Below are 21358 nucleotides of genomic sequence, written 5' to 3'. Positions count from 1 at the left end.
GGATGCGCCGTTTAGTAGGGGGCGAGACGCTTCATGTCCGCAGATGGCCTTAGGCCCAAGGGGAACAGACTGTTCCTCCGGAAATCCGTAGCCCAGATCCAGAAGGAAGCCGCCAAGAGCGAGCTGAAGCGGACGCTGGGCCCCATCAACCTGATGAGCCTGGGCATCGGCGCCATCATCGGCGCCGGCATCTTCGTTCTGACGGGTCAGGTGGCCTCGGCCAACGCCGGTCCGGCGATCATGCTGTCGTTCGTGGTGGCGAGTATCGCATGTGCGCTGGCTGGCCTCTGCTATGCCGAACTGGCCTCGACAATGCCGGTGTCGGGTTCGGCCTATACCTATGCTTACGGTACTCTGGGTGAAGTGTTCGCCTGGATCATGGGCTGGCTGCTAGTGCTGGAATACGGGGTCGCCGCCTCGACCGTCGCAGTCGGCTGGTCCGGCTACGTTGTCTCGATCCTGTCGGACTTCGGCATAAGTCAGCAGATATTCCCGGCCATACAGTACGCCGGTGGTGAGGGTCCGCAGTGGGCCACACCTCTGGTTCAACTTGTCCAGGAAGCCGGCGCGACCAGCTTCCCGATGACCGGCACCTTCAATCTGGTCGCCGCCATCGGCATCGCGGCGGTCTGCGGCCTTCTGGTCCTTGGCGTGTCGGAATCGGCGAACATCAACAACGCGATCGTGGTCATCAAGATCATCGTGCTGCTGACGTTCATCGCCGTCGGGGTGGCTTATGTGAACCCCGCCAACTGGCAGCCGTTCATTCCGGAGAACCAGGGCCCCGGCCAGTTCGGCGTGGAAGGCATCTTCCGCGGCGCGGCGATCATCTTCTTCGCCTACGTCGGCTTCGAGGCGGTCTCGACCGCCGCGGCCGAGGCGAAGAACCCGTCCAAGGATGTGCCGATTGGCATCCTGGGGGCCCTGTTCGTCTGTACCCTGATCTACATGGCAGTCGCCGCCGTGATGACCGGCGTGGTGCCCTACCTGGAATTGGCATCACCGGCCCCGATCGCCGTGGCCATCGACCGCATGGGTCTGGAATGGGCGGACCTGCCGATCACCCTGGCAGACGGCAGCCCGATGAACCTGATCAGCTTCCTGATCAAGATCGGCGCCATCACCGGCCTGTCCTCGGTCATGCTGGTCCTGTGCTATGGCCAGACGCGGGTGTTCTACACCATGGCGCGCGACGGCCTGCTGCCCAAGGCGTTCGCGGTGATCCATCCGAAGTACCGCACGCCCTGGATCGGCACGATCCTGCTCGGCATCCTGATCGCCATCGCGGCGGCCTTCCTGCCGATCTCGATCCTGGGCGATCTCGTTTCGCTGGGCACGGCCACGGCCTTCTCGATCGTCTGCCTCAGCGTGATCGTGCTGCGCATCCGTCATCCGGAAATGCCGCGTCCGTTCCGCGTTCCGGGCGGCATCCCTACGGCCGTCGCGGGTATCGCAGCGTGCCTGTTCCTCGCCTACAACAACTTGGTTCCGATGTTCCAGCACGCGGCCGAGGACAACCCGCTGCCTCTCATGCTGCTGGGCGGTTACGCCGCCATAGGTGCGGTTCTTTATGCCGCTTACGGCTTCTGGAACTCCAAGTTGGCCAAGGGCATCGACATCACTGAGGAGACCACGATCTCCTCGCCGGCCGAAGCCATGGGCCGGGGCGTCGACAATCAGAAGGATTGATCTTCGGATCACTCCCAAATCGGCAAGGCCCGGGAGCGATCCCGGGCCTTTTTATTTTGGTGCGGGCGAGAGGACTCGAACCTCCACACCTCTCGGCGCCAGAACCTAAATCTGGTGCGTCTACCAGTTTCGCCACGCCCGCATCGGCGGCGGGTTTAGGGGTTGGCGCGGCAGGTCGCAACTGGCCCGGCTGAAAGGTCGCCTTAACCCTGTTGACGCAAAGGTCAGGCGTCCGCGTCCGGGGTGCCGTCCATGTCGTCGCTGAGCGATCGTCCGATCCTCATCAAGAAGGTCAAGAAGGTGGTCGGCGGCGGCCATCACGGCGGCGCATGGAAGGTGGCCTACGCCGACTTCGTCACGGCCATGATGGCCTTCTTCCTGCTCATGTGGCTGATCAACACCACCGACCCGGAACAGAAGCGCGGCATCGCCGAATACTTCGCCCCCGCCAGCGTCAGCCAGACCACGTCGGGCTCGGGCGGCATCCTGGGCGGAACGTCCCTCGGCGAAGACGGATCCAAGAGCTCGGGTTCCATGTCCGTCCTTGAGCAGCAGGCCCCCGAGGCGCCACAAGACGCACCGGAAGAGGCTGGCACCAACGCCAACCTCGCGGCCGCATCCGAAGAAGAACTGCGCGAGGAGATCGCCGCGCGCGAAGCAGCCGAGTTCGCATCGGCAGCCGAGTCGTTGCGTCAGGCCATGCAGAGGATGCCCGAACTGGCCGAGCTGTCTCGCCAGCTGATTGTCGATCAGACGCCCGAGGGCCTGCGCATCCAGCTGGTCGACCAGGAAGGCCGCTCGATGTTCGAGCAGAACTCGGCTCGGCCCAATGCCCGCGCTCAGGTCCTGCTGCGCGCCATCTCGACCGTGATCAACCGGCTGCCCAACCGCATCTCGATCACCGGCCACACCTCGGCCGTGCCGGGATCGGGCCGGGCCTCCAGCCCTGGCGACTGGCCCCTGTCGGCCCAGCGCGCAGATGCCTCGCGCCAGATCCTGCAAGGGGCAGGTGTCGATCCTGACCGGGTCTACTCCGTCGCAGGCAAGGCGGGCTCTGACCCTCTCTATCCGGACGATCCGTCGTTGGCGGGCAATCGCCGGATCGCCATCGTCCTGCTGCGCGAGGCCCCGGTCCTGCCAACGGATACGAGCCTGTGAGGATGATGCGCGGCGACCACAGTCTTGCAGCGCAACGCGGATTGACGCCAAATCGGCGCATGGGAACCCGACGGCCATACTGGCGACGAGATCGGATGCGGACGTTCTGACGTGACGCAACATGTACCGACACGCCAGCTTCGCTTCTTCATGACGGCGGTCGCCCCCTGCCCCTATCTGTCCGGCATGACCGAGCGGAAGGTGTTCGCCAACCTGCCCTTTTCCAACGGGGCTCACGTCAACGACGAGCTGACTCACGCCGGTTTCCGCCGCAGCCAGAACATCGCCTATCGCCCGGCCTGCGAGGGCTGTGATGCCTGCGTTTCGGTACGGCTGCCGGTCGAGGACGTGCGGCTGTCCCGCACACAGAAGAAGATGCTGGCGAGAAACGCCGACCTGTCGCGCGACTTGGTCGAGGCCGAAGCCACGCAGGAGCAGTTCGCCCTGCTGAAACGCTATCTGTCCGCGCGACATCCGGGCGGCGGCATGACCGACATGACCTGGCTTGACTACATCGCCATGGTTGAGGACACGGCGGTCCGGACCCATCTGATTGAGTACCGCCTTCCGTCGCTGGACGGGGGCCCCGGCGACCTGGTGGCGGTGACCCTGACCGACCTTCTGTCGGATGGGCTGTCGATGGTCTATTCCTTCTTCGATCCGGACGTCGAGCGGCGCTCGCTGGGCGTCTTCGCCATTCTGGACCATGTGCGCCAGGCTCAGGCTGTGCGCCTGCCCTACGTCTACCTGGGCTATTGGGTCGAGGGCTCGCCGAAGATGGACTACAAGGCTCAGTTCAGGCCGATGGAAGTGCTCCGTCCCTTGGGTTGGACGCGCGTCGACTAGCCCGCGATCTGGAACAGCGACCTCGGCAGGTCCTCGTTAAGCGCATAGGCTGTCCAAAAAATCTCATTCTGCTTGACACCGTCGTAGTACAGCCGGACCCGTCCCGGCTGGGTGAAGCTAGCACCCGGATTGCGATAGAAGTCCGAATAGCGCCGCTCGTGCCAACCGCGCGGGGTCTCGAACCCGAGCCACAGGATGGCGTAGTCGTCCGTGGCGATGCCGAAGAGGGTCCTTCCGCCCCCAGGGTCGTTGACCCGCACCACATGCATGGGCCGCCCGTCGGCGGCGTCGTCAGGCAGTCGGTCTAGCGTGAAGCCATCGTCCAGTGCGAAACGGATGATGCCGAAGCCGAAGTTCTCCGACCATTCGCGCGAGGCCTGTGCGCCCGGGATCGGGCCGTTCTGGTTGTAGGAGGTCTCGCCGTCGTAGGCGGCCTGGAAGTAGGTCGAGCCGTCGGCCAGCTTCGCATCGATACGGACCCAGCCGTTCGCTGCGTGGGCCTCGGTGCTGACGGCCGGATAGACCCGCCACATGCAGTAGTCGGGAACGTCGATACGGCCCGCCTCGGTTCCCTGCGGCCAGAACGTCCCTCGGCCCGTCAGGGTCAGGCTTCGGGGCCGCATCCAGTCCGGGCCACCCGCCGCCGCATGAGCCCGACGCACGATCTCGGCGGCGGTCAAAGGTTCGTCCTGCGCCGCAGCGCCGGACGCTGCCACAAGCGGCGTCGCCGCGAGGCCAACGAGCACGCTGCGCCGTCCCATCATGAAACCCATGTCCCGCTCCTCGCCAATCGTTGGTCCAGGCCCTCGCGGACGCGGGGCCAATCCGCGTCGGTGATGGCGAACATCACCGTATTGCGGACGCGGCCCGTGTGCGTGGTCTTGTGCCGCCGCAGCACACCCTCCCGTACAGCGCCCAGCTTGGCGATAGCGGCCTGACTTCGGGCGTTGACGCCGTCGGTGATGACCTCCACACGAACGACGCCGGATGCGAAGGCATGCTCCAGCAACAGCCGCTTGCTGGCCGGGTTCACGACGCCGCCCCGTGCATCCGGGTGGATGAAGGTCGAGCCCAGTTCCACGCGCCGATGCTCCGGCACAAGGTCGTGCAGACTGCTGGTTCCGACGACGCGGCCGTCCGAACGACGCCGCACGGCGTAGCAGGGGCCGCCGCCGCTCTGCATGTGGGCCAGTCGTTTCGACCACCATTGGTCGAAGGCGGGGCCGTAGGCCGTGCTGACCATGATCGCCCAAGCGTCCGGATCGACATTCAGGGCGTCGCGGACCTCCTCGGGATTGACCGTGTCGCCGGGCTCGAGCCGCACCCAGTCATTCTCCAGCACGACCGCCTCGATCCTCACGCCGCGCCCTCCTCTTTCAGGAAGGCGAGAGCGTTTTCGGGCGTCTCCGTTTTCGATACGAAGGCCTGACCCACGCCGCGCGCGAGGATCAGCGTCAGGCCGCCGCCCTCGGCCTTCTTGTCTCCCGCCATCCGCGCGAGCATTGCCTCGGCCGAGAAAGCCCCGGCCTGTCCCAGCCGCGTCGGCAGCCCGGCGGCGCCGAAGACCGATTCCACGCGCCGTGAGTCTTCAATGGGGCACAGCCGCTGCCGCGCCGAGTAGCGGAAGGCCATGCAGCAACCGAGCGCCACCGCCTCACCGTGAGCCAGCGCCGCCTCTTCGAACCCCAGCTCCGCCTCGATGGCGTGGCCGAAGGTGTGGCCGAGGTTCAAGAGCGCCCGCCGCCCCGCCTCCTTCTCGTCCTCCCCGACGATGGCGGACTTGATCTGGACCGAGCGCACCACGGCCCGCTGGAGGGCGACGGGATCCCCGCCCGCACCGCTCGCGCCCTCCCCGGCCAACCAGTCGAAGAAGGCCTCATCGCAGATCAGCCCGTGCTTCAGCACCTCGGCCCAACCCGATCGCACCTGCCGCTCCGGCAAAGTCGCCAGAACGTCGATGTCGGCAAGCACGAGCCTCGGCTGGTGAAAAGCCCCGACCAGGTTCTTGCCGCGCGGCGTGTCGATCGCCGTCTTGCCGCCAACAGAGGAGTCTACCTGCGCCAGCAGCGTCGTCGGAACCTGCACGAAGTCGATGCCGCGCATGTAGAGCGCAGCCGCCAAACCGGCGAGATCGCCCACCACGCCGCCGCCCAAGGCGACGATGACGTCCTTGCGGTCGAGACCCAGCCCCAGCAGCCGGTCCATCAGCCGCTCCAGCTCGGTAAAGGACTTGGACGCCTCGCCGGGCGGCACGGCGATGATCTCGACGCGCACCCCCGTCGCCTCCAGCGACGCCCGCAGAGCGGCCCCGTGCAGCCCCGCCACGGTCTCGTCGGTGACAATGACCGTCCGGCTCCGGGCGAAGGGCGCGATCCGCCCGCCGGCCTCCGCCAGCAAGCCTCGACCGACCACGACGTCGTAGGGCGCAAACCTGCCGCCCAAGACCGGAATGACCGTCATGCCGAGCCCTCGCCTGACCAGTGCGCCAAAAGGGCCTTCAAGATGGCCTCGACCGCATGGGCGTGCGCGCCCGATCCCACGTCGACGGTGACATCAGCAGCATCGGCGTAAAGGGGGTAGCGAACCTCAGCCATGGCGCTGAGCGCCTCCAGCGGGTCCTTGCCGCGCAGCAGGGGACGGGTGTCGCGTCGCTGCACCCTCGCGGCGACGACCGGCAGTTCCGCCCTCAGCCACACGGTCGTCGCCCGCTCCTTCATCAGGGCGCGCGTGCCGGGGTTCAGCACCGCGCCGCCGCCGGTCGCCAGCACGATCGGCGGACCGTCCAGCAGGCGGCGCATGACCCGCGCTTCGCCGGCTCGGAACTCCGCCTCGCCCAGTTGGCCGAAGATATCCGACACGGTCATCCGCGCCGCGGTCTCGATCGCCTCGTCGCCGTCAATGAAGGGAAGATCGACACGCTGGGCCAGCCGCCGCCCTACCGTCGATTTCCCCACGCCCATCAGGCCCACGAGCGCTATGGTGCGGGGCGGCCGGGGAATCGCGGGCGCGGTCGACTGTGCGGCCTGGCCGCTCATCGGCGGCCTCGCGGAGAGGAAAGAACGGGCGACATGTCGGCTTCAGTCTCTACACCAAGCGTCGCTTCAGGCCAGCGCCGAGGACCATGCCCGGCATGACCACACCCCAGGTCGAAGCCTTTCTGGAGATGATGGCGGTCGAGCGCGACGCCTCGCCCCATACGCTGTCGGCCTATGCCCGCGATCTCGCCGACGCCGAGGCGGGATTGTCTCAAGGTCTGATGGCCGCAGACGAGGAAGCGGTGGAGGCCTGGTTCGCGGGACTTTCGACCCGAGGCCTGTCGGCCGCCACAGCCGCGCGGCGTCGCTCCGCCGTTCGGCAGTTCTATCGCTTCTGCCTCGGCGAGGGATGGCGGTTAGATGATCCCTCCCGCCGGCTTGACGCGCCCAAGCAAGGTCGCCCCCTGCCAAAGACCCTGACACGCGACGAGGTTGAGCGCCTGCTGACGGCCGCCGCCGCGCGGGACGGAGCGGCTGGCCTGCGCCTCATCGCGTTGGTCGAGCTGGCCTACGCCTCGGGCCTTCGCGTGTCCGAGCTTCTGGCGCTCCGCGTCGAGGCGGTACGGCGCGATCCTGCCTATCTCATCGTGCGCGGCAAGGGCGGGAAGGAACGGCTGGCGCCCCTGAACGCCTCGGCGCGGGAGGCGATCAAGGGCTGGCTGACTGCCCGCGACGCCGCGCGGCCTGAAAAGGCGCCCGACAGCCCCTGGCTATTCCCGTCCAGCGGCGCCTCTGGCCACCTGACGCCCCGCCGCTTCGCCCAGTTGCTGGATCAGGCGGCGATCGACGCCGACATCGACCCGTCGCGCGTCAGTCCGCACGTCCTACGCCACGCCTTCGCGACCCACCTGCTGGAGGGCGGGGCCGATCTGCGCGTCGTCCAAACCCTGCTCGGCCACGCCGATATCGCCACGACCCAAATCTACACCCACGTCGCCACTGACCGCCTCAGTCAGGTGGTCGCCGCCCATCACCCCCTGGCGAAGGACGACTGACACGAGAGTGTCGCCGACAAGGCCCAAGGTCGCCGAAGTTCAGCGTTCCCGGACCCGTCCACGGAGCCGCCGCATGACCCACTTCCTCGACGACGACATCATCGATGTCCGCATCAATGGCGAGACCAAACCCTTCCAGCTCTACTGGGGCGACGCGGTGGAGCCGCTGGAGCCCGCGGGCGGAACGACGCGAAAGATCCGCTTCACCCGGAACGGCGCGCCCGCCGAAGGCCGCATCAAGGGCGAGGCGAAACTGCGCGACACGCCGATCCTGCGCCTGTCGATGGTCGATGTGCAGCAGGGCGACGGCCTGGTGCTGGAAACGCCGGCCGGCAAGCGGGTCCTGATCGACGGCGGCGACAACCAGCTGTTCGCCCGCCACGTCGCCGCCCGCTTCCGGGGCTCCAGCCCGGCCCAGCCGCTGATCTTCGACGCCATCCTGGTCACCCACGGCGACGCCGACCACTTCGACGGCCTGAACGAGATTCTCAAGTCCGAGACCCATTCCGAGACCCGAAAGCGCCTGTTCGCCACCACCCGCCGCGTCCTCCACAACGGCTTGGTCAAGCGCGGGTCGTCGGCGCCGGAGAAGGATCGCCTTGGCCCCACCGTCAAGGCCAACGGACGAACTTGGTGCGTCGATCTGCACGACGATCTGCTGGCCGTGCCCGACGGCCAGATGAACGCGCCCTTCCTGCGCTGGAAACGCACCCTCGAGGCCTGGAATGCTCGGCTCGCCGCCGTCCAGCCGGGCGCGTCCATCCAGATGACCCGCGTAGACCAGCACACGACGACCGCCTTCGACTTCCTGGCCGAACCCAATCTCGACGTCGAAGTCCTCGGGCCGATCACCAGGAACGTGGGCGGCCAGCCCGCCCTGCTCGGCCTCGGCTCCCCGCCGAACGACGCCAACATCGAGCTGGGAGAGCCTGACCGGCCGCCATCAACCTCCATGTCGGTGTCCCACACCATCAACGGCCATTCGATCGCGTTCCGCCTGCGTTACGGCCACGTCCGCTTCCTGTTCACCGGCGACCTGAACCAGGAGTCGATGCAGATGCTGCGCGAGGCCCTGCCCAACGCCTCCTTGCGCGCCGAGATCTTCAAGACGCCGCATCACGGCTCGCACGATTTCGACCTGGCCTTCCTCCACGAAGTCGGGCCGGTGGTGTCGATGATCTCGTCCGGCGACGAAAACGAGACCAAGGAGCACATCCACCCTCGCGCGACGCTGATGGCGGCGCTCGGCAAGGCGTCGCGGTCGTCGCCGTCGGTGATCTTCTGCACGGAGCTGGTCGCCTTCTTCAAGGCGCGCGGGAACGCCACCCAGGGTGGCCGCACCTTCTTCGCCTTCGAGCGCACCAACTTCGGCATCGTCCATGTCCGCACGGATGGCGAGCGCGTTCTGGCCTTCACCCACTCGGGCAAGGCAGGCGTCAACGAGGCCTACCGTTTCACCGTCTCGGCGACCGGCGCGGTGACGTTCGCGCCCCGGGTGTCGAAGATGAGCGCGCCGAAGGCCGTCTAGCAGGGCGCTTGCTCCCCGCCGCCCCCGCGACTAGGTTCCGCCGCCTTGTGACCGGGCCGCTTCGCCCGCCCCATCCGGACGCCTCATGGCCACCCATTACCTCGACTTCGAAAAGCCGATCGCCGATCTGGAAGCCAAGATCGAGGAGCTGGGCCTGCTGTCGGCCACCTCCGGCTCGTTCGAGGCCGAGATCGACGGTCTGAAGAAGAAGGCCGACCAGCTCCGCAAGAAGACCTACGCCGAGCTCGACCCGTGGAAGAAGACCCAGGTCGCTCGTCACCCGCAGCGCCCGCACTTCGTCGACTATCTGGACGGCCTGTTCACCGACTTCACCGAGCTGCGCGGCGACCGCCAGTTCGGGGACGACCAGGCGATTCTCGGTGGCCTCGCCCGGTTCCGGGGCCAGGCCGTCGTGGTCATGGGCCACGAGAAAGGCCACGACACCGCGACCCGCCTGACCCACAACTTCGGCATGGCCCGGCCCGAGGGCTATCGCAAGGCGGTGCGCCTGATGCACATGGCCGACCGCTTCGGCCTGCCGGTCCTGACCTTCGTCGACACCGCCGGCGCCTATCCGGGCCTGGGCGCCGAGGAGCGCGGACAGGCCGAAGCCATCGCCCGCTCGACCGAGCGTGGCCTGGTGCTGGGCACGCCGATGATCGCCACGGTGACGGGCGAAGGCGGATCGGGCGGCGCGATCGCGCTCGCCGCCGCAAACCGCGTGCTGATGCTGGAGCACTCCATCTATTCGGTCATCTCGCCCGAGGGCGCGGCTGGCATCCTGTGGCGCGACGGCGCGCGGGCGAAGGACGCCGCCATGGCCATGAAGATCACCGGGCCCGACCTCATGGCCATGAAGATCGTCGACCGGGTCGTCCCTGAGCCCGTCGGAGGCGCCCACGCCGACCGCGACGCCGCCATCGCGGCTGTCGGCGACGCGGTGTGGGAAGAGCTGCAGGCCCTGCTGCCGCTTTCGCCCGCCGAGCTGAGGGCGCAGCGGTCCGAGCGGTTCTACGCCATCGGCCGATCGACCTGATCCTTTTCCGGGTTCGGAGCCGATTGTAACCTCGGCAGTTCGCGAAGCGTCTCCCGAACGGGGGATCGACGCTTGCTGTATGACGGCAATACAACCGGAATGCCGAAGCGGTGGGGTCGCGCCCGCGCCGAGCACCCATCGTACACCGACTTCTACCGCCGATCCGGCTATTCCGGTTTCCAGCACGAGGCGCGGTCTGCCGGCTCGCTCGGCGTCCAGTTGCTGAATGTGCGCCAGGACGGCCACGGACTGACCGACCGCGCCACGCCTGACCTCTTGATCGGCATCCGCCGCCGGGTGGCCCGCGCGCCGGCGCGCTACAACCTCGGCGACGGCTGGATCGACATCCCGACCGACCGCCCGCACACCGTGGCGGCCCCGCCTCTGACCGACATCGACTACCAGATCGATGGCCCGAGCGAGCTCATCATCGTCGCTGCGCCCGCCCAGCGACTGGCCACGGCCGTCGAGAGCCCTGCGCTGGTGGAGCGGCTGGCTCCGGTCTACGAACGCCCGTTCGAGGATCCGATGTTCCCGCTGCTGGCGGGCCGCGCCTGGACGGAGGCTGAGCGGGCCGACGGCCTGTTCGTCGACAGTGTGGCCCTGGCCCTGCTGTCGGCTCTGTTGTCGGCGGCCGACGCCCACCGCTCCGAAGGACCTGCGCCCGCCCCTCCGACGGACCTGCGCTTTACTCGGGTCATCGACTTCATCGAGGCCCATCTGCATCAGGAGATCACTCTGACCGATCTTGCGGCAGTGGCCTGCCTGTCGCCGTTCCATTTCACCCGCGCTTTCCGGGCCCGGCACGGTGTCTCCCCCCTTCGCTTCGTTCAGCGCCGCCGCGTTGAGCGGTCCATGCGGCTCCTGCTCCAGCCCCACTCGCGCATCGCCGACGTGGCCTACGCCTGCGGTTTCGCGGATCAGGCCCACTTCACCACCGTCTTCCGCAGACAGACGGGCAGCCCGCCAGGCGTCTGGCGGGCTGCGCGGCTCAGATAAAGAGGGGCGACCCGCGCTCCCGTGCGGGAAGGAGGCGGATCGCCCGGAACGTCAGCCCTCGGGGGGAGGAGTGGGTCTGACGTTCAGTTCACCCGGTAGACGACGGGGCAGTTGATCAGGAAACCGACAGCGCGAACCGGGCCACCGTCCAGAGAGGTGATCCAGCCCTTGGCGGCCGTATCCTCGATATGGATGGCGTCAGTCAGTCGAGTCCGGTAGCCGCGGGCGATGGCCTCGTCGGTCCAGCGCACCGGGAAGAGCCGCCACATCGGGCTGTAGTCCAGATTGATGGTCGGCACGCCTCCCAGGACGTTCAGCGGCCCGCGTCCGTCCGACAATGCGCTGTTCACGCCTTGGCGGAACGGATGGTCGAGCCCTGTTGGACCGTTGGCGAAGGCGTAGATCCGCTCTGCGGATTCGCCCGGAGACGCGTCTTCCAGAGCGAAAGGCAAATCACTGAGGGCCGGCGCATGGATAGCCCCCTCCAGCGTGGCGATTAGCGGATCGTTGGCGTCCGTCGACAGATAGAAGATCGGCCGACCGAAGGTGTAGCCCAGCGTCAGACGGATTACGACCGTGTTGGTCCGGGGGCAGATGCTGACCACCTTGTCGTGGACCAGGTTATAGTCCACGTCGCCGTCGCACATGGCGTTGAGGCGCTCTTCGCTGACGTTGAAGGCCATCATCGGCATGTTGAACACCGCGCTCTTGGCGTTATCCAGCTGGACGAACGGGGAATAGTAGGCGTCGCCGACAGCGCCTGGCTGGGCCGAGCGAGGCGGGAAGAAGTTGGGGGCCTGGCCTGGGGTCACAGCGTGATCCGGCGAGAAGTCCACCCGGCCGGACTGGAACAGGAAGCTGCCGTCGTTGCGGAAGTTCCCGCGGCGGGCGCCGTTGCCAGTTATGCCGTAGGCCATCTTGGCCGAGTAGTTCACACCGTGCAGTGCAGCCAGGTTCTCGTCGGAGACATCGGTCAGGATGGACCAGACCGTCTCGCCCGACGCCAGGTTTCCGCGGAACAGCGGCATGGTAACCGTGCCGGCCTGCAGATCGACCCGGGCGGAGCGCAGGAGATGAACCGGCCCCAGGAAGGACGGATTGACCTCCGACGGCGAGGGCTGGGCGACGACGATCTGGTGATCTGGGCGGATCGAATCCGGGGCCGGCCGAGCCTCGTGGAAGGGCGGGGCCTCCTCTCCGCGGTTGACGACCTGAGCCGAGGCCGCCGATGCGGCCAGACCCCCGGCCAGAACCGACAGAAGGGCCACGACCGATCGCAGCGGTCGTTGTGGTTCCCGTTTGATGCACATGGTGTTTTTGCTCCCCTGTCGCTCGCGGACGCGAGCCGTTGCAAAGGCGACGACCTCGATTGTCGACGCGCTCAGGAGAGGACGTTCCGGACGGTGCGTCTTTCGCGCCCTTGCGGCTGGATTGTCAGGAATTGCGGATTGGCCCCCGCATCCGCCTCAGGCCGCGGCCGGCGAAGCCTCCGGCCGACCCGGTTCCGCCGCGCGGGCGCCACGCGTCTGCTTACGCCACAGGGCGGCGTATTCGCCGCCGACCCGGGCGACCAGCTCGTAGTGGGCGCCGCGCTCGATGATCCGCCCGGCCTTGAGCACCAGGATCTGGTCGGCGTCGGCGATGGTCGACAGGCGGTGGGCGACGACCAGGGTGGTTCGGCCCGCCCGCGCTTTCCTGAGCGTCTTCTGGATGGCGGCCTCGGTGCGGCTGTCGAGCGCGCTGGTGGCCTCGTCCAGGATCAGGATGGACGGATCGGCCAGCAAGGCGCGAGCGATGCCGACCCTCTGGCGCTCACCGCCGGACAGCTTCAGGCCGCGCTCGCCGACCTTGGTGTTCATGCCGTCAGGCAGGCCCCGGATGAAGTCCGCCAGCTCCGCCGCCTCAGCCGCGGCCCACACCGCCGCCTCGTCCGCGTCCGGCCGCGCGAAGGCGATGTTGACCCGGATCGAGTCGTTGAACAGGGCCACGTCCTGCGGAACCAGCGCCACGGCCTGACGCAGCGAGGCCTGGGTCACGTCGCGGGCGTCGACGCCCTCGATCAGCACCCGGCCGTTCTGAGGGTCGAGCAGACGCAGCGCCAGCTTGACGATGGTCGACTTGCCCGAGCCCGAAGGACCGACCAGCGCCGTCGTCGTGCCCGGCGGGACGACAAAGGAGACGTCCTCCAGTCCGCTGGACCGCGCGTCATGACGGTACGACACATCCTCGAATGCCAGCGAGGCCCCGCCGCGTTCCGGCGACCGGGGCAGAGGCGGGGCATCCGGCGCATCGGCGACCAGGGGCTGCTGGCGCGTGACCTTCAGCATCTCCTCCATGTCGATGAAGGACTGGCGGATTTCCCGATAGGCGAAGCCGAGGATGTTCAGCGGCGCATAGAGCGAGATCAGGATCAGCACGGCCGCCGTCACATCGCCGGGCCCCATGCGCCCCGCCGCAGCCTCGAACCCCGCCATGACCGCCATCACGCCCAGGCCGACGTTCATGATCAGAGCCTGCACCGCGTTCAGCAGGGCGAGCGAGTTGTTGGCCTTGAGCGCCGCCGCGCCGTACACGCCCAACGCGCGATCGTAGCTTTCGGCGGCGCGACCTTCAGCGCCGAAGGACTTGACGGTCTCGTAGTTCAGAAGGGCGTCGACCGCCTGGCCCGCCGCCTCGGTGTCGGCGGTGTTCATCGTGCGCCGGTGCTCGATCCGCCAGTTCGAGATGGCGAAGGTGAAGACGGCGTAGACCACCACCACCACGACCGCGACGGCGGCAAAGCGCCAATCGTAGGCCCCGCCCAGCACGCCAGCGGCCAGGATCAACTCAAGGCCGGTAGGGACGAGATTGAAGGCAAGGATGCGCAGCAGGAAATCCACCGCCCGGGATCCCCGGTCGACGGTACGCGAGAGCGCGCCCGACCGCTTGGTCTGGTGGAAGTCCAGCGACAAGCTCAGCGCATGGGCGAAGGTCTCCGCCGCCGCCCGTCGTTGCGCGGCCTGACGCACCGGCGCGAAGACGACGTCCGACAGCTGCGGCGCTGCCGTCGACAGGAACCGCACGATCGCCCAGCCGACCGCAAACCCCGCAAAGCCCAGCCCGACTGCGACGCCCGCCGGCTGGTCGGCCGCCAGATGATTGACCGCGGCGCCCAGCACCAGCGGCGCCAGCACGCCCAGCGCCTTGCCCGCGATGGTAAGCAGCACGGCGATCGTCAGGCGGAGTTTGAGCTGCGGCGCCTGCGACCGGCCCACCAGTCGCGCCAGGTCCATGAGCGCCGGGAGGGTCTTGGGATCAACGGGGGGTTCGGCAACGGCGCCCGCCGCCTGCGCCTTCGCCTCCATCGAACCGCTTCGCCTGCCCGCCCGTTCGCCTCTCGCCATGTCTCGCATATGGGCCGTGCCGCGCCGCTGCGAAAGGCGTCAGTTGAGACCGGAGATCGCGTCCAGCAGCTCGTCCACCGCCGATACCTCGGTCGCCCATGAGCAGACGAAGCGTACCGAGCCGTCGTCGAAGCGATAGCAGGCCCAGCCCGCCGCGTTCAGCGCCTGGTGCGCCTTGGCCGGCATGCGGACGAAGACGGCGTTGGCCTCAATCGGATGGGCCAGGGCGAAGGGCGTGCGCATGGCGACGCCTTCCGCCAGCCGCTGGGCCATCAGATTGGCGTGGGCGGCCCCGCCCTCCCAGTCGCCGCTTTCCAGCATGCCGAGCAGCGGCGCGGCCAGGTAGCGGGCCTTGGACGCCTGCTGCCCCGCCTGCTTCAGGCGGTTGTCGATGCGCCGGGCCAGCGACTTGTCGAACATCACGATCGCCTCGGTGCAAAGGCCGCCCGCCTTTGCACCGCCAAACACCAGGACGTCGACGCCCAGCCGCGCGATCTGGTTCAGGTCGAAGCCCGCCGCCGCCGCATTGGCCAGCCGCGCTCCGTCCAGGTGCACGCCGTATCCCCTGGCCTTCACCGGCTCTATCAGGTGGCGTAGCTCCTCCTCGGTGTAGACCGTGCCGTATTCCGTCGACTGGGTCAGGCTGAGCGCGGCCGGCGGCTGGCGGTGGCCGACCTCGGGCTCTTCCAGCGCCGCCAGCAGGGCCTTCTGGTCGATCTTGCCGGAGAAGCCGGGCAGGCCGATCAGGCCGACGCCCTGGCCGAAGAACCCCGGCGCACCCGTCTCATCGGTGCAGACGTGGGCGGCGTGGTGGGCCAACACCGCCTCGTGCGGCCAGGCCAGCATGGACAGGGCGATGGCGTTGGCCGCCGTGCCGGAGAAGACGAAGCGGATCTCGGCGTCCGCATCCAGCCGCTGGCGGATCTGGTCGGCGGCGCGGGCCGTGATCTCGTCAGCGCCATAGGCCCGCGCGTAACCGGCGTTGGCGTCGATCAGGCCCTTGAGCGCGGCGGGCGCCATGCCGGCGGTGTTGTCGGAACCGAAGTCATAGCGCATGTCAGGCCTCACTCTCGTCGGGGTCGCGTCCAGGTCCGAAGCCTGCGCTGCGCGGATCGTCGCGACCGCGCCTAAGGCCCACGCCCTCAGCAGAGATCGGCATGACCAGGTCGTCGTCGCCATAGGGAACGGCCACCTGGTGCGGGAATGGGATTTCAATGTCGGCCGCGTCCAGGGCTTCCTTAGCCGCCTGGAAGACGTCAGCGCGGGTCTGCCAATAGGCATCCGAGCTGACCCAGGCTGTCAGGGTGATCTCGATGGCGCTGTCCAGCATGCCGGTGACGCCGGCCCAGGGCGCAGGATCGGCGATTACGTGAGGATCGGCCGCTGCGGCCGACACCAGCACCTCTCGCGCCCGCGTCAGGTCCGAGCCATAGCCCACGCCGATCTTGAGTTCGATGCGGCGGGTCCCCTGGCCCGACAGATTTAGGATGAAGTCGCCGAACACCTTGCCGTTCGGGCACATGATCTTGACGTTGTTTACATCGGCCAACTGGGTGAAGAACAGGTCCAGACGCTGCACCCTGCCGACATTGCCGCCGATGTTCACCAAGTCGCCGACCCGATAGGGCCGCAGGATCAGCAGCATCACCCCCGCCGCCACGTTCGACAATGTGCCCTGCAAGGCCAGGCCCACCGCGAGGGAAGCCGCGCCCAGAACCGCGATGATGGACGTGGTCTGTACGCCCAGGCGCTGCAGCACAGCAATCAGGCCGATCAGATAGACAAGGACCCGCACGACCTGGACGGCGAAGCTCAGGACCGTGGGATCGTGGCGAAAGCCCCTGACACGGCCCAATCCCTTGCGTGTGGCGCGGGCCGCCCACTTCGCAGCGAAGATCGTCGCCGCCAAGATGATCAGGGCCAAAGCCAGGTTGACGGCGAAGTCGCCCGCGATCTGCGTCAGCTTGGCGATCATGGCCGTATCGACGGCGACAGCCTGCTCCCCGGACGCGACGAGCGAGGCCAAGGCGGTTTCTGATGCGGTCATACGGGTGGGTCTAACGCCGCGAGTCCGGAATGGAACCCTCCTGCGCTAATTTCCGCAGCTCAGACCGGGACGGCGATCCGCCCGCCGCCGCCCTCGATGGCGTCCAGCAGGTCCATGACCTCGTCGATCGTGGCGGCTTCGCGCGCAGGCTTGTCCCAGCGGATGCGGCTGACGCGCGGAAAGCGCATGGCGACGCCCGACTTGTGTCGGGGCGAACGCTGCAGACCCTCGAACGCGACCTCCAGCACGAGGCCAAAGTCTCGCTCGGCTCGGACCGACCGCACCGGGCCGAACCGGTCGACGGTATGATCCCGAACGAACTTGTCCAGCTGCTTCAGCTCCTCGTCGGTGAAGCCGAAATAGGCCTTGCCGACGGGCGTCAGCGTGCCTTCGGGTGTCCAGACGCCGAAGGTGTAGTCGGAATAGAAGCTGGACCGCTTCCCATGCCCGCGCTGGGCGTACATCAGCACGGCGTCGATCGTGTGCGGATCGCGCTTCCACTTGAACCACGGCCCCTTCGGCCGCCCCGCCAGGTAGGGGCTGTCCCATCGCTTCAGCATCAGCCCTTCCGCCGCCGCCCCGACCGGCGGATCGGCGCGCAGCCGCCCGAGCTCGGTCCAGTCGGCGTAGGTGACGACCGGCGACAAGATCAGCCGCTCGCCGCCATGCGCCCCGACCATGGCCTCCAGCCGCGCCCGACGCTGCCGCAAGGACAGGGGTCGCATGTCCTCGCCGTCCAGCGCCAGGGCGTCATAAGCCACGATGGCGGCCGGGAAGGCGGCCATGGCCTTGGCGTCGACGGTCTTGCGGTTCAGTCGCTGCTGCAGGTCGCCGAAGGGCGCGATCTGCCCATCGCGCATGACGACCAGTTCTCCGTCGATCGCTCCCTCGAACGTCAGGGCCGACACCACCTCGGGGAAGGCGGCGGCGATCTCGTCGCCGGTTCGGGAGTAGAGCCGCTTCACCCCGCCCTCATTGACCGCCTGAACGCGGATGCCGTCCCACTTCCATTCGGCGGCGTAGTCGGCGGGGTCCAGCTTCTGGAAATCGACCGCCTCATCGATGGCGACCGCTAGCATCACGGGGCGGAAGCGGCCGGGGCTATCGGGGCTGGGCCGCTCCACCCGTCCCTCCAGCCAGGCGAACAGGTCGGCGTAGGGCGGATCGACCGCATGCCAGACCTCCTCGATCTCCGAAACGTCGACGGGCACAAGAGGCGTCGCCCCCTCCCCGCCTTCCGGATCCGGCGCCTCCAGGATCACCTCCGGCCGGATCATGGCGGCCGCGGTCTTCGCCAGCCGGGCCGAGAGGCCGACACGCAAAGCTCCGGTCACAAGCTTCAGCAAGGCCCAGCGGCCCTTGGGCTGGAGCGCGTCCAGCCATCCTTCGATCAGACTCTGCACCTCTGAGCGCTTGGCGGTGCGGAGCGCCTCGACCACCTCGCCCAACTCGGGTTCGCGATTGGGTCGGTACTCCGGATCGGCCGGCCAGATCAGGGCCACCGTTTCGGCCAGATCGCCCACATAGTCGTAAGACCAGCCGAACAGGACCGCATCGACCCGGGCCTCCACGGCCTTGCGGATCATCGCCGGCTTGGCGGAGTCGAAGGTCAGGTCTCCGGTCAGGGCCGCCAGCGCCCAGCCCCGGTCCGGATCGGGCGTCGCCCGCAGGTAGTCGCGCAGCAGGACGAGCTTGGCGTTCCTCGATCCCGTCAGGGCCAGGCGGTCCAGCAATTCGGCGAAAGCGCGCATCGGCCCTCATCTAGGCATGGACAGGTCCAAACGCGAAAACGCCCCGGAGGTCTCCCTCCAGGGCGTCGCTTTCGGGCGCGAGTCTTAGTTGAACAGGCCCGCGATCACGGCGGTGATCAGGCCACCGGCGACGGCAGCGAGGACCACGTCATTGCCGCTGCGGACATAGTGATAGCCCTGGGGCGGCTGGCGCAGACCATAGCGGTTGTAGTCACGGATCACGTAGCCGTTCACATAGGCGCTGGGGATTCGCTGGCCATAGCTCCATTGGCGATACTGATAGCCGCGCGGAGCATAGTAGCGGCCAGCGTTGTAGCGGCGCTCTGCCCGCTGCCACCGCTCGTAGGCCCGGGCCTGCTGGCGGTAGTCGCGACGATCCTCGCGCTGCTCCTGACGCCATTCACGACGGTCCTCGCGCCATTCACGGCGGTCCTGACGATCGTCACGACGGTCCTGGCGCTGTTCCTGGCGGTCGTTGCGGTCATAGCGCGACTGTGCGTCGGCGGCGGAGGCGGTGGCCATTGAGCCTGCCGCGACGAGGGCGGCCAGGCTGGCGATGATGAGTTTCTTCACGGCGGATACTCCTGGGGCGTGTCGGGAACTACCGACCTGCGCTCACCTTAGGAGCCCGCGTTTGAGCCCGGTCTGAACGGGGAACGTCAGGCGCGGTTCAGGCCGCCGCCCGGTTCTCGTCGCATTCCGCCATCTCGCGCACGGCGTCGCGGCCCGATCCGACCGTCTGGATCAGTCGGGCCAAGGCGGAGAAATCGATGGGTTTGTTCAGATAGGCGTCGGCCCCGGCCTGCAGACCCGCTTCGTGATCCTCGTGCCGGGCGGACGCTGACAGAACGGCAACCGGCGTGTTCTGGTTGGCCCCGGCCTGACGAATCAGGCGGGTCGCGCTGAGACCGTCCATCACGGGCATGTTCACGTCCATGATGATAAGATCGAAGCCCTGATCGGCGGCCAGATCGACGGCGATCTGGCCGTTCTCGGCCGCGGTTGTGGTGTGCCCAGCCGACGTCAGCCAAGCCTCCAAAATCATACGGTTGACTGGGTGGTCCTCGACGACCAGCACAGACAGGCTCTCGCCATCTTCACCGTCGGCATCGACGGCCTCGATCGCCTGGATGGACTTCCATTCCACCACCTCGGCCTCGACCGACAGGGTAAATGTCGAACCGACGCCTACCGTGGACGTCACGGTGATGTCCCCACCCATGATGTTGGCCATCCGCCGAGCGATAGTCAGGCCCAGCCCCGTGCCGCCAAACTTGCGGGTCGAGGACACGTCGGCCTGGGTAAAGGGCTGGAACAGCCGCTCCAGATCATCGGGCGCGATCCCGGCGCCGCTGTCGGTTACGGCGAATTCGAAGACGCACCGCCGATCGCTGATGCGGCGCGTGCGCACCACGTATTCGACGGCACCAGTCTCCGTGAACTTCACGGCGTTCGACAGCAGGTTCTGTATCACCTGACAGACGCGCAGGGGATCACCGCGAACCACAGCGGGCGGTTCGCCGTCGAACGTCGAGCGGAACTCGAGCCCCTTGGCCTCGGCCTGGGCGACGAACGGGCCAGTCACACGGCGATGCAGGTCCTCGATATTGATGTCGATGACCTCGAAGGTCATCTTACCCGCCTCGATCTTGGTCATGTCGAGAATGTCGTTCAGCAGGCTTAGCAGGTTGTCGCCCGAGTTGCGGATGATCGAAAGATACTCGCGCTGGGTGGCCTCCAGCCGGGTGGCGCTCAGCAGCTGGGCCGCGCCCAGCACACCGTTCATGGGCGTGCGCAGCTCGTGCGAGATAACGCCCAGAAAGCTGGACTTGGCCTGGTTGGCGGCGTCGGCCTTGTCGCGGGCGGCCTGAAGCTCCTCGATCAGATGGGCCTGATGCTCCTGGAAAGCCTTGATGCGCTCCTCCCGCAGCATGGTCATGGTGACCAGCACAAACAGGCCGGCTGCCGTGAACGGCATGATGGCCAGGAACGGCCAGAACTCCGGCGTGCCCCAACTGCTGGCCAGAATGACGACAGCGGCCAGCGAATAGGGCGAGGAGATGACGATGGCCTGCCTCGGCGAGCTTCTCAGCTGCGAGAAGACCAGCACATAGCCGCCGATCAAGAGGGCGACAGCCAGGGAATGGCCGAACTCATGGCCGGAGAACCAGGCCAGCAGCGGGGCGGACGCCCAGGCGGCCGTTGTGACCGTCGCGATGGCGGGAAACACCAGTCCCCAGCCGGCCGCTACCTTGTCCGCCATCCGCCGTTCGAAGGCGCCGCGGACGGCCCCCGCCGCGACCGTGCCGCAGAACCAGACCCCCGCTTCAAGCCAGCCGACGGTCGCGAGCAAACCCAGCGCCCAGCTGGCGATAATGAGATAACGCAGATACTGCGTCTGCAGGATGGCCGTCAGGGCCTGGGCGGCGTCGCCCGCAGCGCCTTGCCCGGCGCCGAGGCTCTTGCCGATCTCCTCGGACCCAACCATCCCTACCCCGTCGTGCAAACAGTCCCGAATGCCACGCTAGGGCGAACCTTCTAAGAGGGGGTGAACGACGTTTTCGTCAGTCCACGGCCTCAGCCGGCGTCAGGGCGCGGATCGACAAGGCGTGCACAGGACCGGCCAGTTCCTCGGCCAGTAGGGCGTTGATCGTCCGCTGGCGCGCCACCCGATTTTGCCCTTCGAACGCGGCGGACACGACGTTCAGATTGAAGTGGCTCTCACCGCCCGGTTTCGCGTCCATGCCGCCTTCGTGGTGGTGTCCGGCGTGGCGGGCGCTGTCGTCTTCGATCTCGAGCCGCGTCGGAGCGAGCGCCGCCGTCAGCTTCTTGCGGATAATCGTCGCAATCGGGCCTTCGGCCATGCGGTGTTCCTTGATGGTGACCAAATC

General features: G+C 67.6%; 19 protein-coding genes and 1 tRNA gene. 7 read left to right on the top strand and 13 right to left on the bottom strand.

Features of this window, described 5'->3' with window-relative positions; genetic code table 11:
• Positions 1-33 precede the first annotated feature (33 nt).
• Entirely contained in the window at positions 34-1689 is a 1656-nt protein-coding gene (locus tag Q333_RS0104350; protein WP_029415523.1) for an amino acid permease, read from the top strand.
• 57 nt (positions 1690-1746) lie between these two features.
• Here the strand turns inward: Q333_RS0104350 and Q333_RS0104345 are convergent.
• Positions 1747-1831 (bottom strand) — tRNA-Leu (locus Q333_RS0104345).
• A gap of 110 nt (positions 1832-1941) precedes the next feature.
• On the opposite strand from Q333_RS0104345, the gene Q333_RS0104340 reads away from it, so the two are divergent.
• Both Q333_RS0104340 and Q333_RS0104335 read left to right on the top strand, forming a co-directional pair.
• Positions 1942-2847 carry a flagellar motor protein MotB gene (locus Q333_RS0104340; protein ID WP_029415522.1) on the top strand — a complete coding sequence of 302 codons (906 nt, stop codon included), beginning with the start codon at positions 1942-1944 and terminating at the stop codon, positions 2845-2847.
• A gap of 111 nt (positions 2848-2958) precedes the next feature.
• Positions 2959-3693 (top strand): arginyltransferase, encoded by a 735-nt coding sequence (locus tag Q333_RS0104335; RefSeq protein WP_029415521.1) that lies wholly within the window; start codon positions 2959-2961, stop codon positions 3691-3693.
• Here the strand turns inward: Q333_RS0104335 and Q333_RS0104330 are convergent.
• Genes Q333_RS0104330 through Q333_RS0104315 form a run of 4 tightly spaced genes read right to left on the bottom strand, consistent with a single transcriptional unit; the run spans position 3690 to position 6728 of the window.
• The gene (locus tag Q333_RS0104330) at positions 3690-4466 is read right to left on the bottom strand and encodes a hypothetical protein (protein ID WP_051651109.1); all 777 of its coding nucleotides are present in this window, start codon (positions 4464-4466) and stop codon (positions 3690-3692) included. The genes Q333_RS0104335 and Q333_RS0104330 overlap by 4 nt on opposite strands.
• A complete protein-coding gene (locus Q333_RS0104325) occupies positions 4454-5053 on the bottom strand; it encodes a GNAT family N-acetyltransferase (protein ID WP_029415519.1) in 600 nt (199 codons plus the stop codon). The genes Q333_RS0104330 and Q333_RS0104325 overlap by 13 nt, the downstream gene beginning before the upstream one ends.
• Complete coding sequence (gene aroB / locus Q333_RS0104320; protein WP_029415518.1) at positions 5050-6153, bottom strand: 3-dehydroquinate synthase; 1104 nt, start codon at positions 6151-6153, stop codon at positions 5050-5052. Before aroB ends, Q333_RS0104325 begins: the two co-directional genes overlap by 4 nt.
• Positions 6150-6728 (bottom strand): shikimate kinase, encoded by a 579-nt coding sequence (locus tag Q333_RS0104315; RefSeq protein WP_029415517.1) that lies wholly within the window; start codon positions 6726-6728, stop codon positions 6150-6152. The genes aroB and Q333_RS0104315 overlap by 4 nt, the downstream gene beginning before the upstream one ends.
• Positions 6729-6823: 95 nt before the next feature.
• Here Q333_RS0104315 and Q333_RS0104310 point away from each other — a divergent pair, with 95 nt between their 5' ends.
• The 4 genes from Q333_RS0104310 (at position 6824) to Q333_RS16850 (ending at position 11286) form a co-directional block, all read left to right on the top strand.
• Entirely contained in the window at positions 6824-7723 is a 900-nt protein-coding gene (locus Q333_RS0104310) for a tyrosine recombinase (RefSeq protein WP_035293780.1), read from the top strand.
• Positions 7724-7796: 73 nt separating this feature from the next.
• Positions 7797-9251: a ComEC/Rec2 family competence protein gene (locus Q333_RS0104305; protein WP_051651108.1), complete on the top strand. Its 1455-nt coding sequence runs from the start codon at positions 7797-7799 to the stop codon at positions 9249-9251.
• Between the two features lie 85 nt (positions 9252-9336).
• Positions 9337-10287 (top strand): acetyl-CoA carboxylase carboxyltransferase subunit alpha, encoded by a 951-nt coding sequence (locus Q333_RS0104300; protein ID WP_029415514.1) that lies wholly within the window; start codon positions 9337-9339, stop codon positions 10285-10287.
• Positions 10288-10386: 99 nt separating this feature from the next.
• Positions 10387-11286: an AraC family transcriptional regulator gene (locus tag Q333_RS16850; RefSeq protein ID WP_051651107.1), complete on the top strand. Its 900-nt coding sequence runs from the start codon at positions 10387-10389 to the stop codon at positions 11284-11286.
• 83 nt (positions 11287-11369) lie between these two features.
• Here the strand turns inward: Q333_RS16850 and Q333_RS0104290 are convergent, their stop codons facing one another.
• The 8 genes from Q333_RS0104290 to Q333_RS0104255 form a co-directional block, all read right to left on the bottom strand.
• Positions 11370-12554, bottom strand: a complete 1185-nt coding sequence (locus tag Q333_RS0104290) for a hypothetical protein (protein WP_051651106.1) — start codon at positions 12552-12554, stop codon at positions 11370-11372.
• Between the two features lie 198 nt (positions 12555-12752).
• Complete coding sequence (locus Q333_RS0104285) at positions 12753-14630, bottom strand: ABCB family ABC transporter ATP-binding protein/permease (protein WP_035293698.1); 1878 nt, start codon at positions 14628-14630, stop codon at positions 12753-12755.
• Positions 14631-14708: 78 nt separating this feature from the next.
• Positions 14709-15725, bottom strand: a complete 1017-nt coding sequence (locus tag Q333_RS0104280) for a threonine aldolase family protein (protein ID WP_029415510.1) — start codon at positions 15723-15725, stop codon at positions 14709-14711.
• 1 nt (position 15726) lies between these two features.
• Entirely contained in the window at positions 15727-16716 is a 990-nt protein-coding gene (locus tag Q333_RS0104275; RefSeq protein WP_051651105.1) for a mechanosensitive ion channel family protein, read from the bottom strand.
• 59 nt (positions 16717-16775) lie between these two features.
• Positions 16776-18467 (bottom strand): cisplatin damage response ATP-dependent DNA ligase, encoded by a 1692-nt coding sequence (locus tag Q333_RS0104270; protein WP_029415508.1) that lies wholly within the window; start codon positions 18465-18467, stop codon positions 16776-16778.
• A gap of 84 nt (positions 18468-18551) precedes the next feature.
• Positions 18552-19040: an RcnB family protein gene (locus Q333_RS0104265; protein ID WP_029415507.1), complete on the bottom strand. Its 489-nt coding sequence runs from the start codon at positions 19038-19040 to the stop codon at positions 18552-18554.
• 97 nt (positions 19041-19137) lie between these two features.
• The gene (locus Q333_RS0104260) at positions 19138-20955 is read right to left on the bottom strand and encodes a response regulator (protein WP_029415506.1); all 1818 of its coding nucleotides are present in this window, start codon (positions 20953-20955) and stop codon (positions 19138-19140) included.
• Between the two features lie 76 nt (positions 20956-21031).
• On the bottom strand, positions 21032-21331 hold the full coding sequence (locus Q333_RS0104255; RefSeq protein WP_029415505.1) for a BolA family protein: 300 nt from the start codon (positions 21329-21331) through the stop codon (positions 21032-21034).
• Positions 21332-21358: the final 27 nt, after the last annotated feature.

The sequence above is a fragment of the Brevundimonas bacteroides DSM 4726 genome (assembly GCF_000701445.1).
Taxonomy (GTDB): domain Bacteria; phylum Pseudomonadota; class Alphaproteobacteria; order Caulobacterales; family Caulobacteraceae; genus Brevundimonas; species Brevundimonas bacteroides.
This window is presented reverse-complemented; position numbering and strand designations above follow the sequence as displayed.